Source organism: Jeotgalibacillus sp. ET6 (assembly GCF_029667115.1).
Classification (GTDB): domain Bacteria; phylum Bacillota; class Bacilli; order Bacillales; family Jeotgalibacillaceae; genus Jeotgalibacillus.
The window spans coordinates 449964-464101 of sequence record NZ_JARUIU010000003.1; the positions used below are offsets into that span (position 1 = coordinate 449964).

Here is a 14138-nt window from a genome sequence, read left to right on the forward strand (position 1 = left end):
CTAAAAAATATTTACTAAAACCGATACGTAGAACTGTATACTTTTTTCAAAACTATGGTATCTTTAATCTATCGCATCTTGGAGGTGTTGTCCCTTGGGGAGGAATTACTTCGCATAGGTCAGGTTGCTAAACTTAGCGGCCTTTCCACCCGTACGATTGATTACTACACTCGATACGGCTTTTTATCATCAGTGCGTTCGGAATCAAACTACCGGATGTACGAAAAAAATGTACTTCAAACGCTTGAAAGAATAAAGCTTTTAAAAAGCCAGCGAATGTCCCTGGATGAAATTTCAGAGCATCTCCAGCAAGGCTGCTCTCAAGAACAGGAGCCTCTTTTTCTTGAAGTACAGGAAGAAATCGATCGCCTGCAGCAAAAAGTTACTCAATTAGAAGAATCATTGAAGGACGCTCCTTCATCTGAGAAACGAATGATTTATACTACATTATCCAATAAACTTACAGTCATTACCCAGCTTTTAACCTTATTATAAATTTCCGGAGGTGAATCCCTCATTCAGAGGGAACTCATTGGACAGTATATTACTATTAAACTTAGTACTCGTAGCCGTGCTAATCGCCGCTACTGCTTTTTTCGTCGGTTCAGAATTCGCTGTGGTAAAGGTTCGGATGTCACGAATTGACCAGTTAATTTCAGAAGGTAATAAACGTGCTATTACAGCGAAAAAATTAATTACAGATTTAGACTACTACCTTTCTGCCTGCCAGCTTGGTATAACTGTCACTGCTTTAGGACTTGGCTGGCTGGGTGAACCGACAGTGGAGAAGATTTTACACCCGGTGTTTGAGAACTTTAATATTCCAAGTTCTGCAGCAGCCATTATCTCATTTGCACTGGCATTTTCAATTGTGACCTTTTTGCATGTCGTGATTGGGGAACTGGCTCCTAAAACACTTGCTATTCAGTTTGCCGAAAAAATGACGTTGCTTCTTGCTTCACCGTTGTATTGGTTTGGTAAAATCATGTACCCGTTTATTTGGACCTTGAACGGTTCTGCAAGAGTGCTTCTCCGCACCTTTGGTGTTCAGCCTGCCGGGCATGAACAGGCTCATTCGGAGGAAGAATTGAAGATCATTATGGCTCAGAGCTTTGAAAGCGGTGAAATTAACGAAACAGAATTATCTTATATGGAAAACATCTTCACCTTTGATGAACGGGTAGCAAAGGATATTATGGTGCCCCGCACGCAAATGGTTACTCTTACGTTAAATATGACGCATAAAGAATTGCTTGGCGTTATAAATGAACACCATTTCACTCGTTACCCTGTAACAGAGGATGGGGATAAGGACCACATCAAAGGATTTATAAATGTAAAGGAAATGCTGACTAATTATGCAGCCCGCAGAGAGCAATCGATTGAAGACAGTCTTCACGAGCTGGTCCTGATCAATGAAATTACTCCCTTACAGGATGCTTTATTAAAAATGCAGACTGAACGGGTGCATGTTGCACTTGTTATCGATGAATACGGGGGAACTGCCGGCCTTCTGACAATGGAAGATATTCTTGAAGAAATTGTCGGAGAAATTCAAGATGAATTTGATACGGATGAACTCCCGGAAATTCAAAAGGTGGATGCATCAACTTATTATATTAACGGACGTGTTCTTCTTCAGGACCTCGAAGAACAGTTTGCTCTAAACTTTGTGGACAGTGAAGATGTAGATACGATCGGCGGATGGTTTCAACACCAGCATAATGAACCTGAAGAAAAGGATTCAATTGATGGTGAGAAAGCCCGATGGACTGTAATAGAAATGGACAATCACCAAATTCTCCAGCTAAAGCTTGAACTTCTTAACCATCCATCTGTGTAAGAATGATTGAAAGCTTAGTTGATTCATACGGTGAACTTAAGAACAGGTCCTGTAATCAATAGTACTTGCACTATTCAGCATTTTAAATGAAAAGTAATCTAACCCGGAGGTGAATCCCTCTTTATTGAGGGAGAATATTGGATCCCATAATCGTCTTGAATTTGTCTTTACTCGTTTTATTAATTGCGCTGACCGCTTTTTTTGTCGGTTCAGAGTTTGCTGTTGTAAAGGTAAGGTCTTCACGGCTTGACCAGTTAATCACAGAAGGCAATAAGACAGCCGTTATTGCAAAAAAGCTCTCCAGTGACCTGGATTATTATCTATCTGCCTGTCAGCTTGGCATTACCGTAACGGCCCTTGGTCTCGGCTGGCTTGGAAAACCGACAGTTGAACGTCTGCTGTATCCGGTATTTGATAATTTCGATGTTCCGGCTACAGTTGCTGCTACAGCTTCCTTTATTATTGCTTTTTCTTTTGTCACATTTTTGCATGTGGTCGTAGGAGAGCTTGCTCCAAAGACCCTTGCGATTCAATACGCAGAAAAAATGACACTTTTGCTTGCCCGTCCCCTCTACTGGTTTGGTCAAATTATGAAACCCCTGATCTGGACGTTAAACGGCTCTGCCCGCTTATTGCTACGTGCTTTTGGCGTACAGCCGGCAGGTCATGAACAGGCTCACTCAGAAGAAGAGTTGAAGATTATTGTAACGGAAAGCTATAAAGGCGGCGAAATCAATCAGACGGAGCTTTCCTACCTGAACAATATTTTTGCATTTGACGACCGGGCTGTAAAAGACATCATGGTACCAAGAACCCAGATGATCGCCATTGACCAGTATCTTAACCAGGATGAAATTCTGCCGATCTTTGACGAGCATCAATATACCCGTTATCCTGTCACAGAAAATGGAGACAAAGACCAAGTGATTGGCTTTATCAATGTGAAAGAAATGCTCACCAATTTCGCAAATGGGGTAGCCAGCAGTGTTGCAGACATCACACATGATTTGCTGTTTGTTCATGAAACCGCGACAATAAAAGAAGTGCTGCTGCAAATGCAGTCCCAGCGCCTTCATATTGCATTAGTGATTGATGAGTACGGCGGTACAGCCGGCCTTGTGACCATGGAAGATATCCTTGAAGAAATTGTTGGTGAAATCAGAGATGAATTTGACGGGGATGAACTCTTAGACATTCAGCAGATTGACGAGTCGACCTATCATATTAACGGACGCGTGCTGCTTGAAGAACTTGAAGAGCAGTTCGGTATCGAGTTTGACGATAGTGAGGATATCGATACGATTGGCGGATGGATTCAGCGCCATAATGAGGAAAATGCATCAGACTATTCGATTCAAAAAGGAATCTATCGCCTGTCAGTAGCAGAAATGGAGAACTACCAGACACTGCTTGTTTCACTGGAAATCTTAAAAACAACTGAGCAGGAAACCGATCCTGAATAAAAAGTAGGAGGCTGGGACAAGGTGTCTCAGCCTCTTTTCTATTCTCCATCTTCCCCGCTGGCGATCGCTGGTACGTCGCCATAATATTCCGGTACGTCCCCCTTTAGAAATAAATCCCCGAGCTTAATGAGATTTTTCACTTCCATCGTTTTGCTCATGGAGGGAATGATGACCTTCATTTCTACATCCACTTCAAGGAATATTTCTAAATACGTATTATTTATTCCACTTTCCTCCAACGTTGTTTCAATCGTAGTCGTTACATTGCCAATGGTTTCAAACTGTATTGGAATTCTTGGGCCAAGTGTCGATAAAAGTAAATTATCGGTGGTCATCCCAAGCGGCATATAATAAATAATGTCATCCTCAAGTTTTACATTTGCCGCCTCCGCCTCTTTTGCTTTATAGCCATTGTTTAAAAACTCCTGAACCCTTGATGATGCTTCATTATCCAGCTTGTTATACACAATCGGGTTGAAGCTGTAGGCCGTTCCTTCACTTGTTTCCTGAAAAATAATCAGTTCTTTAATGTCGAGCGTGGAGGTCATTTCCTCTGAAACCGCTTCGTTAATCGCTTGAATGGCAATATCATGCGTCTTGGTTTCGGCAATATTCATAATGCTCGGCTCGATTCGCTTATCGATCAGCCAGACACTAAAAAAAGAGGAGAGTAAAAATAAAACGAATGAAATCATGAAGCTTGCGCGCAGGGACATCGTATTTTTCTTTCGAAACTTCATCTTCCGTCACATCAGCTTTCCCGTTTTCCCTTACTATATGCCTCGAAAACGCAACAGGTGCCTAGCCCCCGAGGCCCCATCCACTCTACTCTCTCCTTCACATCAAGCGGAGCCTGAGAGCTATTCCCTCTCAAATACGGCTTTATCCACCCTTTCAAGGCTGACAGGATGAATAGTAATGGAACCGTCAATTAGGTTATTGTCGCCAAATTCCGCCTCAGGACTTAGCACTATAGTCAAAGACGGGTTTTGTTCATAGCCTTTAAGAGTCACGGCAAAAATCCCATGCTGCTCTGCATCCACAGCCCGGTAATAAAATAGTTCACCATCGCGGGCATAAACAAATTGACTGCCTTCAGCCTGAAGGGTATGTTCGGGCTGGTTGCGATCCACCCATTCCCCCATCAGACCCACGACAGCATTCTGATAGCTGACATAAGAAGACGGTCTGAAATTGACCACTTCCTGCTGAAGAGAATTCTTATCTGGTGATGCCTGGTACGTAATAACCGCTGTATCCCCGAAGTGCCATTCTATTTTATAGGTATCTTTCTTAAGTGTCTTATAGTCTGAGCTTCCAGTCAGTACATCCGTCTGTTTCCCAAAAACCCATGCCACTCTCTTCAAGCTGATGGTTTCCTGCTTTCTTGAGCTGTATTCCTTTAGAATCATCTCATGACGTCCGCCCTCTGATCGGTCAACCACAAGATGAACATCCCCTTTGTATACTAAAAAGACCGTTGTACTGACGACCACGATGACCGCTGTCATTCGCACCGTCCATCTTATAAATGAATTTTGTATATAAATGAGAAGAATCATGACAATGATTGTGTAATTAACCAGATAAACTATCCAGTCATAAAGAAGGATGTAGCCGCGCGGTTCTGCAATTCCAATGATCAATGCCTGAAATAAAAACAGTAGAAAGCTGCTGACCAGCAGCACCCATTTTATCTTTCGATTTCGAATCATTCAGACACCCCACTCAGCTCAAAATGCTTTAGAATTTCTGTATAAAGCTCATCTCTATTCTCGACTGGGTCCCACGTTACACCGTTATTTACACTTCTAAACGCTAAAAAAGTCTCATTGTCTTCCGGCACAGCGGCAAGATACCCTGTTCCGTCCTCTAAAAAATCAATAAAAAGTTCATCATACCCTTTGTCCAATGCGCCAGTGGCCGTTCTCGGGACACTGCCTACGCTCCAAACTTCTCCACTGTCCCGAGTCGTAATCAACGATAGGTTTTCGACCCCCCGGCCGCCATAGACAACGGTTATTCTCTCATCCCTTTGATAGACACTCTGAGCGGAGACCCCGTCCAGGTAATCGCTGATTTTTGCATAGCCCGCCGTTTCGTCGTCCGGTACTCTAACCCATGTATCTCCATTAGTCATCGTAACAAATAGAGAATTTTCATAAACAATATAATGATTTTCCGTTTCCACCGGCAGCTTCTGTTCCTCTGTTGACGGTGCGATATGAGAGATCATCCTGGAGGGTTCCTGTCTCTGCAGATCCTCCTCTAATATGGCTTCTTTCCGGTATGGTTCCTGTGGAATATAGGAAGCTTCTTTGCTTTGCAGATACTTCATACTTACTTCAAAGGAGGAGTAAGCTAAGCCGATCATTAATAGAACAATTCCTGTAACGGCTAGTCGATTTTTTGTCATCTACTCAGCTCCTGATAAAAAATACGTGTTCAATTCCATTCTAGTCATTCAAGAGCAGGAGATCAAATCCCTCTTTTTCTTCCATTTCTTATAGGAATCCTGCCAGAGAGTTTTTTACACAAGAGTACTAGCTCTGAGTATGTCTTCGATAATGAGATTTTAAGAATTAGAAACAAAAGAAGGCTGGACAATGGTGTCTCAGCCTTCTAAAACCTATTAGAGTTACCTTCACCTCCTATTTTCGATAAGCACCGCCGCCTATGCAGGCACCAGCCCTTTTCACCACTATTCTGTTTCCAGACGCCGGAGCCACGCTGTCAACGCCACAGCTCCCGCTACCATTACAGCACCGATCCACGGGGTGTGGATTAAGCCGATGCCATCCACTGCAAATCCACCAATAAAAGATCCGATGGCAATTCCAACGTTAAATGCCGCAATATTTAAAGCAGACGCCACATTTACCGCTGAAGGCACATATTTCTCAGCCAGATTTACCACTAGAATTTGCAATCCGGGCACGTTCATGAAAGCAAACAATCCCATAAGAAAAATGGCAATAAGGCCAGCTATTTTAAAGGGGGCAGCAAATGTCAGAAGCACAAGAACAATCATTTGCAGGACAAACATCCAAAACAAAGCCTTTAGCGGGTTTTTATTCGTTGCTTTACCCCCTATGATATTACCGATTGCAACAGCAGCCCCATATGCAAGTAAAATAATGCTGACCCATTTAGAACTGAAGCCTGTTACATTTTCAAGAAGCGGGATGAGATACGTAAAGGCGACAAACGTTCCTCCATACCCCAGGGCCGTAATGGAAAATGCCAAAAGGAGACGGCCGTTTGTTAAAATTTTCAGTTGTTCACTAAATGAAGAAGGAGCTGCTTCTTTTAAATTTTTCGGGACCAGAATGGCACTCGCTGCCATGCCGATAAGTCCCAGAATAGCCACACCAAAAAATGTTGCTCTCCATCCAAACGCCTGTCCGATAAACGTACCAAGCGGCACCCCTGTTACAGTAGCTACTGTAAGCCCTGTAAACATGAAGGCAATCGCACTTGAACGTTTGTGAGAGGGAACCAAATCAGCTGCGATTGTCGCTCCGATTGAAAAGAAAATACCATGTGAGAAAGCTGTAATAAATCTGGCAATGAGTAAAAGGAAAAAGCTTGCCGATAGGGCTGCCACCAGATTTCCGATGATGAAGACTACCATCAGAGACATAAGCAGTGTTTTTCGGCTTACTTTACTGGTTAATGCCGTTAATACAGGTGCTCCTACTGCCACTCCCATTGCGTAACCGGAGATTAGAAGACCTGCAAGTGTAATCGAAATACCCAGATCATCCGAAATCGTCGATAATAATCCGACAGGTACAAATTCAGTTGTCCCGATAGCAAAAGCACTGATGGCCAATGCCATAAGAGCGGGAAAACCTCCTTTTATCTTTGATTGATCCATTGTATGTGCATGAGAATTCATAAAAGAATTCCTCCCTTATATAAAAATTTTCATTTAAATAAACCCGGCGGCGCCTGCCGTGCTGTCTTTCTGAATTTGATTATGAGGGGGATGAAACAAAATAGGAAGTACGTACTTTAAAGTGCTATAGGTACTTTAAAGTTCCTGTTTATTCGGGTTACAGCCTATCTTTTAAGGGTTTTTACCTCAAAATCCTTCATTCACTTAATGATTGGTAATATTTGATAGGATATAAAAAGCATGTATATTCTATAAAGTTCTTTAGAATTTTAAGAATTGATGGTATGATCATCTGGATGATGGAATCTTGTCAAATGACATTTTTAAGAGAGGAAGAAAATAGATGCCTTATAATATACCGGTTGAAGCGACTTTAGAGGTAATCGGAGGAAAATGGAAGGTTGTCATTCTTTGTCATTTGGATAAAGGGGAAAAAAGGACAAGTGAATTGAAGAGACTCATGCCTGGCATCACACAAAAGATGCTGACCCAGCAGCTGCGTGAATTAGAAGCAGATGGAGTAGTCAATCGTCTGGTTTATGATCAAATCCCCCCTAAAGTAGTGTACTCATTAACGGAATACGGCTGGTCTTTAAAGCCTATTCTTGATGTGATGTGCAGCTGGGGAGAAGCACATATTGAACATACAGAGCAGGAAGTTGCTCAATAAAAAAATCCGAATCCTTTAAAAAGAGATTCGGATTTTTTATTATGACGTTACAACACTGATGGAAAACCCATCGTACCCTTTGCTTCCAACCGTTTGCAGCGCAGTGGACGTGACGCCTTCTTCGCTAAGCATCTCTTCGAAATAACGCCTCACTCCCTGCACACTGGCATCAGATGAAGACGCGTTAACAACTTCTCCATTACGGACCACATTGTCACCAATAATGACAGTGCCCGGTTTTGAAAGCTTGCGTGACCATTTAAGGTAGTCAGGCAGATTTTCCTTATCTGCATCGATGAAAATAAGATCAAAAGGCTCTGCGCCTTCTTCATGCAGGGCTGCGAGAGAATCATTTGCGAGCCCTGTACGTATCTCCACCTTTGAAGCCAAGCCTGCTGAATCAATATTGCCTCTTGCAACCTCAGCATGCTTCGGATTGTATTCAAGCGTAATCAGCTTGCCATCCTCAGGCAGTGCCCGTGCCAGCCAAATCGTACTGTATCCGCCAAGTGTGCCAATCTCAAGAATCCTCCTCGCACCTTTAATCAGAGCGATAATATGAAGAAACTTCGCCTGATTCGGCGCTACATCGATAGCCGGCAGACCTGAATCAGCGTTTGTTTGCAGGACATGATCCATTACCGGATCTTCCTTATGTAAATGCGTTGAAATATAAGAATCTACTTCTGTCCATGTTTGTTTTGATTGCGCCAACACGATTCCCCTCTTTTCTCTACTTTTGACCGTATTCTCTTGAAAAAATTATTTCTATGTAGGACGCACTGCCGTATGAAGCCATTCCCGGTGCAAAAATCTGCACCAGCTCCCATCCTTCTCCAGCATGCTTGTGAATGACATCGTGATAATCGCAAGCCGGCTTACTGCTGATTCCTTTAAAACCTTCTATATCGATTATTTCAAACTTGTATTCTTCCCTCCCCTTTCTCTTTACTTTCTACGGATAAAGAGCATAAAGGTTGCAGGCAGAGCAATAATATTTGATATGCTTCAGATCTAGTTATCAACCGGCTGAATTTTTACTTTTTTATCTTTCTCAACGAAGGTATAGGCAATATGAGAATCCGAAACCATTAGCGTGTCATTTTCAAGCTCTGTCTCTTTTACTAAATCAATCTCATTAATAGAAGAATCATGTACATAGCCGTAGACGACTTTCGTTTCATCGTTGATTTCAATGTAGTCTGAGAGAAATGAGCGGCGGTTTAAATTGGACAGATGAGCCGTTCCATCCTGATACACCCAATTCCCTTCACTCTCTTCCTGAAATAGCGCCAGGCCAATGCCGCCTCTTTCCTCTTTTTTTAATGAATAAAAAACGAGCATTCCATAACTTGTTTCCTTTTCCTTGAGGACGGTGTCAAAGTTCTCCTGTCTCTCTTTAATTTGCGCCTCTATATTTTCAGCATCTTCATTTCCAACTAAATAAACGATTAGCAGCGCAAGACCTAAACTTGCAAAAACGGACCAGATCATTATCCTGCTTTTATTCAAGAACTCACTCCTCAATCACAACATTCTATATGGTAATTTTACCCTTTCGAATTCACGATAAACACATGCATCTCTACTCATATATTCTCCCTCGTGCATTCGATTTCCTTCCGCACAACCTGAACCACAAAAAAACTCTTCGATTTTGCAACGGAAGAGCTCTCATTAAAACTATATAGCTTTTCTTTGGAAATACACCCATCCCATAAGGTAAAAAATTACAAAACTACCACCCACTACGGTTAAAAGCTGTTCCCATGGCACAAAAAATAAATCGTTCGGATCGCCGGAAATATACATCATGGAAAAAGGCTGAGCCCAAGGGTAATATGGTCCGAAGCGTTCTGAATTAATCGCAAGAACTGCCGGAAGAGTAAACACCACATTCACGGTGAGTGGTGCAGCATAGCTTTTAAAGAGAATAGAAAGCCATAATTGCAGGGCGACTAAAGGGAGTGTTGCAACCCATCCGCCCAGTACACTTTTCCATATAATTGTGAGTGGAAAAGGTTCCGTTACACCTTTAATCAATCCAACACTGTAAAGGGCTGCCAGATAAAGCAGCTGAATAACAAGCACGATTGCCATAAGCAAAAGATACTTAGACAAAAATACCTTCCCTCTTGTTACAGGCAGCGCCAAAAGCTGCTTCCATCCCCCTTCCTGATGCTCATACCGGCAAATCGTGCTGGCTAGTACACCAGAGATTAACGGCAGAAACAATAGTGCATAGGCTAAGTTGGTTGCCAGCAGGATCAAATACCATTCAACACCCGGCGCATCAGCTTCTGTAAAATCAACTGTCAAACCCCCTAAAAAAGCGATAAAGGGACCTGCAAGAATAATAAATGAAATTTTTGATTTTCTTAATTTAAACCACTCTGTTTGCATAAGGGCAAGCATTTACTTCACATCCCTTCTTGTAAAATCAAGCATTCCAGCCAAATAGAGCAAAGCACCGGCTCCAAGGCCCCACCACACATTTATCATCGGGTCATTCCACTCATTCATAAGGGACGGCCATTTCCAGATCATCCAGTCAGGCAATACGGAGGCTGAATAAGCGAAGATCACTCCGACGACCCCAATTGTAATTGGAATGGCCTGGTTTTGGCTGACGGTTGCCACCCAGAGCTGGAAAGCCAACACGGCGAGACTTGCAAAATACGGATAAAAACTGTATTGCATCAAGTCGGCGGAGGGGATTGCTTCACCCAGCCCTAAATAGAGGCCGTATAAAAGAGTGAAGATGCCCATTAAAAAGGATGAAATAAATAGAACAATGGCGAGTACCGTGAATTTAGCCAGATACACCATTCTTTTGGATACCGGAAGTGCGATGATCTGTTTCCATGCGTTGGTCTCATTTTCTACACTCGATAAAAAAGAAGTTAAAATTACAATCCCGAGCACAATGGCAAGGGGTGTGAACGAGTGAATATTCATAAGGTAGTAGCCCCATCTGTCCTCACTTTGTGTGAATAAATAGTCTTTTCGAACGCCATAGTTTACCATTTGCATGGCTACCACACCCAATGCACCTAGAAAAGCCAGAAACCAAAAGCCTTTTCGTTTTATTTTTATAAATTCAGCCTGCATCAGCCTTCCCATCATACCGCCTGCTCCTCTTTTGTCATTTGAAGAAAAATATCCTCAAGCGACTTTTTTTCTTCCTGCACACGGTAAACGGAAAACCCATCCTGAACAAGAGATGACACAGCCTGAGCCACTTTTTCATTGGAGCGTTCGGACAATAAAATGGTCCCTTTTTCAAATTCAGCCTTAATCCCTTTTGCAAGAAGCGAACGCCATGCTTTTTCACTGCTGCTGACGTTTAGGGAAATGGTTTGCTTCGCGTACATTCTCATCGTTTCAATAGAGTCCTGAAAAATCAGTTCCCCTTTTCTAAGGATTCCGACCGTGGTTGCCATTTGATCAATTTCTGCTAACAAATGACTCGAAAGCAAAATCGTCATGCCTGTTTCTTTTGGGAGTCTCTTGATAAGCTCCCGGATTTCAATGATTCCGGACGGATCAAGACCGTTTGTCGGCTCATCGAGAATCAGCAGGTCCGGTTGGTGAAGAAGAGCGGCCGCAATTCCAAGGCGCTGTTTCATTCCTAGAGAAAACCCCTTCACCTTCTTATTTGCTGCATCTGACAAGCGGACAATCGCTAATACTTCATGGATTCTTTTTTTAGGCACACCCAAAATCTTTCTGCTTGTTTCTAAATTTTCATAGGCCGTTAAATGAGGATAGTAGGAGGGATTCTCTACGAGCGATCCCACTCTTTTTAGTATCTCAATCTTTTCTTTTTTAATGTCCTTTCCAAAAATACGCACTGAGCCAAAGGTCGGCTTCATTAAACCTAACAGCATGCGGATAGTGGTGGTTTTGCCAGATCCGTTAGGGCCCAGAAAGCCATAAATTTCTCCTTTTGGTATCTGCAGATCAAGTCCAACTACCGCTTTTTCTTTTCCGAAATTCTTTGTTGCATTTTTCGTTTCTACGATATATTCCATCTCTCATCACCTCTCTTTCCATGTTAAAGAAGCAAGGTTAAAAGCAGGTAAGAGCGAAGGTTAAATTTTGTTTAAAAAAAGCTTCCGGGAAACACACTAAAGTCGTTTCCCGGAAGCTCTATTTATCTTTTATAATTTTAATGTGAGTTCCTTGGATGCTTGTTTCAATGTCCCATTTAAGGTCCATTCCCTTTACCATCAGATCAACGATGGATAGGCCGATTCCAGCCCCTCGTTCTTCGGATTCCCCGCCCATTCCTTTGCCTTTATCCCAAATAACAAATGCATCATAGTCCCTGGTTGATTCCGTTTCCACTCCTACGAACCTGCCGTCTTTTGCATGCCGCAATATATTTTGCAAAAGATTATCGATAATGCGGCCAAGCCAGATCGGATCAACAATCCAGACGGCATCCTTAAACGGCGACAAATTCACTTCTATTTCAAACTCCTCTTTTTCAAAAACGGGATACCATAACGCAAGACTTTCCCGAACATACCGTACAGGGTCGATTTCCTGAGGCTCGCTGCTGTACTTGCTCGCCATCAGAAGCGTGTAGGACATCAGATTTTCAATCAGCTGGTCAATTGTCTCAATCGATACTTCCTGCGCTTTTACAGCCTTGGTCCCATCACAGCTGAGCTCTTCTTTTGCAAGTGAATAGGTTTGCGCACGCAGCTTCGTCAGCGGCGTTCTTAAATCATGCGACAAATTGGCGATCAGCTCCCTTCGCAGCTGCTCTTCCTTTTGTTCCCGCTTTCTGCTTTCTCTCAGCTCCTGCACCATCTGGTTAAAGGATTCCTCCAGCTGTCCGATTTCGTCTTTCTTTTTTATTTCAAGCTGGACAGGCAGCCCGTCTGTATCTCTCAGTTCCATCGCAGACTGAAGATGAAGCAGCCTTTTTCGTATTCCGCGAAAAAAGAGAAATGACAGGGAAATAAACACAAGAACCAGGATCACTAAGCCACCCACTAAATAAGTTCCATATTGATCATAGACCTGCGTGATTGGCGGGTTAAAGACCGATCTCGGGATTTCAAACACAAGAAACCCCTGATCAGCTTCTTCTCCAATCAGTGCAAGGACCGTATAGGGGTTTCTATCATAACGATCCTTTATAAACTGGGCTGTATAAGAGGACGACCATTGAGCAGGCAGTGAGTCATCGGTGTCGAGCTCTTCCGCCAGCTGACCTTCACCGTCTACCCAGAACATGGAGGCCTCAGGGTACTCTTTCTTCCATTTTGCAAATAGCTCTCCCACCGTTTGGGCAGAAACAGGTGATAAGCTGTTCGCATCCACATGCCAGCTTTCTTCAACTTCAGTTTCGTTCTTCATTTCAGAGCGTGTTTCACTTGTTATATTTTCTTCTAACCCCATTGCAAAGGCGGCAATCAGAATATATCCTGCTTGAAAAAGAAACAGGGCCATTAAAATAATGAGCATATATTTAGCTAACAGAGAGCGGAAAAAATTCTTCATCCCCTCACCCTGTATCCGATCCCACGGATTGTTTCAATGATTTCAGGTCGCGCCGGGTTCTGCTCGATTTTTTCACGAAGATATCGAATGTGCACCATCAGCGTTTTGTCCCCTTCAATGTACGTTTCACCCCATACCCCTTCATAAAGCTGCTCCTTGGTGAGAATTTGATTTAAATGACGGATAAAAAACTGAAATAAATAATACTGTTTTCCTGTCAGCTGGATCTCTTCACCTGTTTTCTTGTGAACAGCCCTCATATCTTTTGTATATAAAGTCAGATGCTTCAAGTTCAGAACGTCATCATGCTTTTGAAACCTCCGCAGCAGCACTTCAATCCGCGCCACAAGCTCATCAGGGTGAAAAGGCTTTGTTAAATAGTCATCTGCAAAGCTTAATCCTTCTATTTTATCTTCCATCGCGGTTCGTGCAGAGAGCATCAGCACGGGTATTGAAGCATTCTCTTTTTTGATGCGTTTTCCAATTGAGAATCCATCAAGGCCCGGAAGCATCACATCAAGAATAGCGAGATCCGCTTTTTTGAGGTGTGTTTCTATCTGCTCCCCCGACTCAAGCCATGTGACCATGTATCCTTTTTCTGTTAACTCTTTTGTAACCCAGCCGCCAATTTCCCGTTCATCCTCTATGTATAAAATATGAACCATCCCGCAAACTCCCCTTACTATATTTCCCTTTCTTCTAACCTACCATTTTTCTATTAAATGTAAACGAAAAAGCAATCGG

Annotated in this window: 15 protein-coding genes and 1 pseudogene; 4 read left to right on the forward strand and 12 right to left on the reverse strand. The window is 42.8% G+C overall.

Annotated features, from left to right (window positions below):
• Window positions 1-84 precede the first annotated feature (84 nt).
• The 3 genes from P6709_RS11115 (at window position 85) to P6709_RS11125 (ending at window position 3306) form a co-directional block, all read left to right on the forward strand.
• Window positions 85-495, forward strand: a complete 411-nt coding sequence (locus tag P6709_RS11115) for a MerR family transcriptional regulator (RefSeq protein WP_278241065.1) — start codon at window positions 85-87, stop codon at window positions 493-495.
• Window positions 496-532: 37 nt separating this feature from the next.
• Window positions 533-1843, forward strand: a complete 1311-nt coding sequence (locus P6709_RS11120; RefSeq protein WP_278240997.1) for a hemolysin family protein — start codon at window positions 533-535, stop codon at window positions 1841-1843.
• A gap of 137 nt (window positions 1844-1980) precedes the next feature.
• A complete protein-coding gene (locus P6709_RS11125; protein WP_278240998.1) occupies window positions 1981-3306 on the forward strand; it encodes a hemolysin family protein in 1326 nt (441 codons plus the stop codon).
• 38 nt (window positions 3307-3344) lie between these two features.
• Here the strand turns inward: P6709_RS11125 and yunB are convergent, their stop codons facing one another.
• From yunB to P6709_RS11145, 4 genes are all read right to left on the reverse strand, one after another.
• Window positions 3345-4046 carry a sporulation protein YunB gene (yunB, locus tag P6709_RS11130; RefSeq protein WP_278240999.1) on the reverse strand — a complete coding sequence of 234 codons (702 nt, stop codon included), beginning with the start codon at window positions 4044-4046 and terminating at the stop codon, window positions 3345-3347.
• Window positions 4047-4166: 120 nt separating this feature from the next.
• Window positions 4167-5021, reverse strand: a complete 855-nt coding sequence (locus P6709_RS11135) for a hypothetical protein (protein ID WP_278241000.1) — start codon at window positions 5019-5021, stop codon at window positions 4167-4169.
• Complete coding sequence (locus tag P6709_RS11140; RefSeq protein WP_278241001.1) at window positions 5018-5722, reverse strand: hypothetical protein; 705 nt, start codon at window positions 5720-5722, stop codon at window positions 5018-5020. Before P6709_RS11140 ends, P6709_RS11135 begins: the two co-directional genes overlap by 4 nt.
• Window positions 5723-6007: 285 nt before the next feature.
• Entirely contained in the window at window positions 6008-7207 is a 1200-nt protein-coding gene (locus tag P6709_RS11145) for an MFS transporter (RefSeq protein ID WP_278241002.1), read from the reverse strand.
• A gap of 343 nt (window positions 7208-7550) precedes the next feature.
• On the opposite strand from P6709_RS11145, the gene P6709_RS11150 reads away from it, so the two are divergent.
• Entirely contained in the window at window positions 7551-7877 is a 327-nt protein-coding gene (locus P6709_RS11150) for a winged helix-turn-helix transcriptional regulator (protein WP_278241003.1), read from the forward strand.
• A 39-nt stretch (window positions 7878-7916) separates the two neighbouring features.
• Here the strand turns inward: P6709_RS11150 and P6709_RS11155 are convergent, their stop codons facing one another.
• The 8 genes and pseudogenes from P6709_RS11155 to P6709_RS11190 form a co-directional block, all read right to left on the reverse strand.
• Window positions 7917-8591 carry an O-methyltransferase gene (locus tag P6709_RS11155; protein ID WP_278241004.1) on the reverse strand — a complete coding sequence of 225 codons (675 nt, stop codon included), beginning with the start codon at window positions 8589-8591 and terminating at the stop codon, window positions 7917-7919.
• A 19-nt stretch (window positions 8592-8610) separates the two neighbouring features.
• Window positions 8611-8796, reverse strand: a pseudogene (locus tag P6709_RS11160) (DUF4177 domain-containing protein); the annotation flags it as partial.
• Between the two features lie 95 nt (window positions 8797-8891).
• Window positions 8892-9389 (reverse strand): hypothetical protein, encoded by a 498-nt coding sequence (locus tag P6709_RS11165; protein ID WP_278241005.1) that lies wholly within the window; start codon window positions 9387-9389, stop codon window positions 8892-8894.
• Between the two features lie 171 nt (window positions 9390-9560).
• Window positions 9561-10292, reverse strand: coding sequence for an ABC transporter permease (locus tag P6709_RS11170; protein WP_278241006.1), 732 nt, complete (start codon window positions 10290-10292; stop codon window positions 9561-9563).
• Window positions 10293-11003, reverse strand: a complete 711-nt coding sequence (locus P6709_RS11175; protein WP_278241007.1) for an ABC transporter permease — start codon at window positions 11001-11003, stop codon at window positions 10293-10295. It lies immediately after the preceding gene.
• Window positions 11000-11911, reverse strand: coding sequence for an ABC transporter ATP-binding protein (locus P6709_RS11180; protein WP_278241008.1), 912 nt, complete (start codon window positions 11909-11911; stop codon window positions 11000-11002). The genes P6709_RS11175 and P6709_RS11180 overlap by 4 nt, the downstream gene beginning before the upstream one ends.
• A 118-nt stretch (window positions 11912-12029) precedes the next feature.
• Window positions 12030-13394: a sensor histidine kinase gene (locus P6709_RS11185; protein ID WP_278241009.1), complete on the reverse strand. Its 1365-nt coding sequence runs from the start codon at window positions 13392-13394 to the stop codon at window positions 12030-12032.
• Complete coding sequence (locus P6709_RS11190; RefSeq protein ID WP_278241010.1) at window positions 13391-14059, reverse strand: response regulator transcription factor; 669 nt, start codon at window positions 14057-14059, stop codon at window positions 13391-13393. Before P6709_RS11190 ends, P6709_RS11185 begins: the two co-directional genes overlap by 4 nt.
• Window positions 14060-14138: the final 79 nt, after the last annotated feature.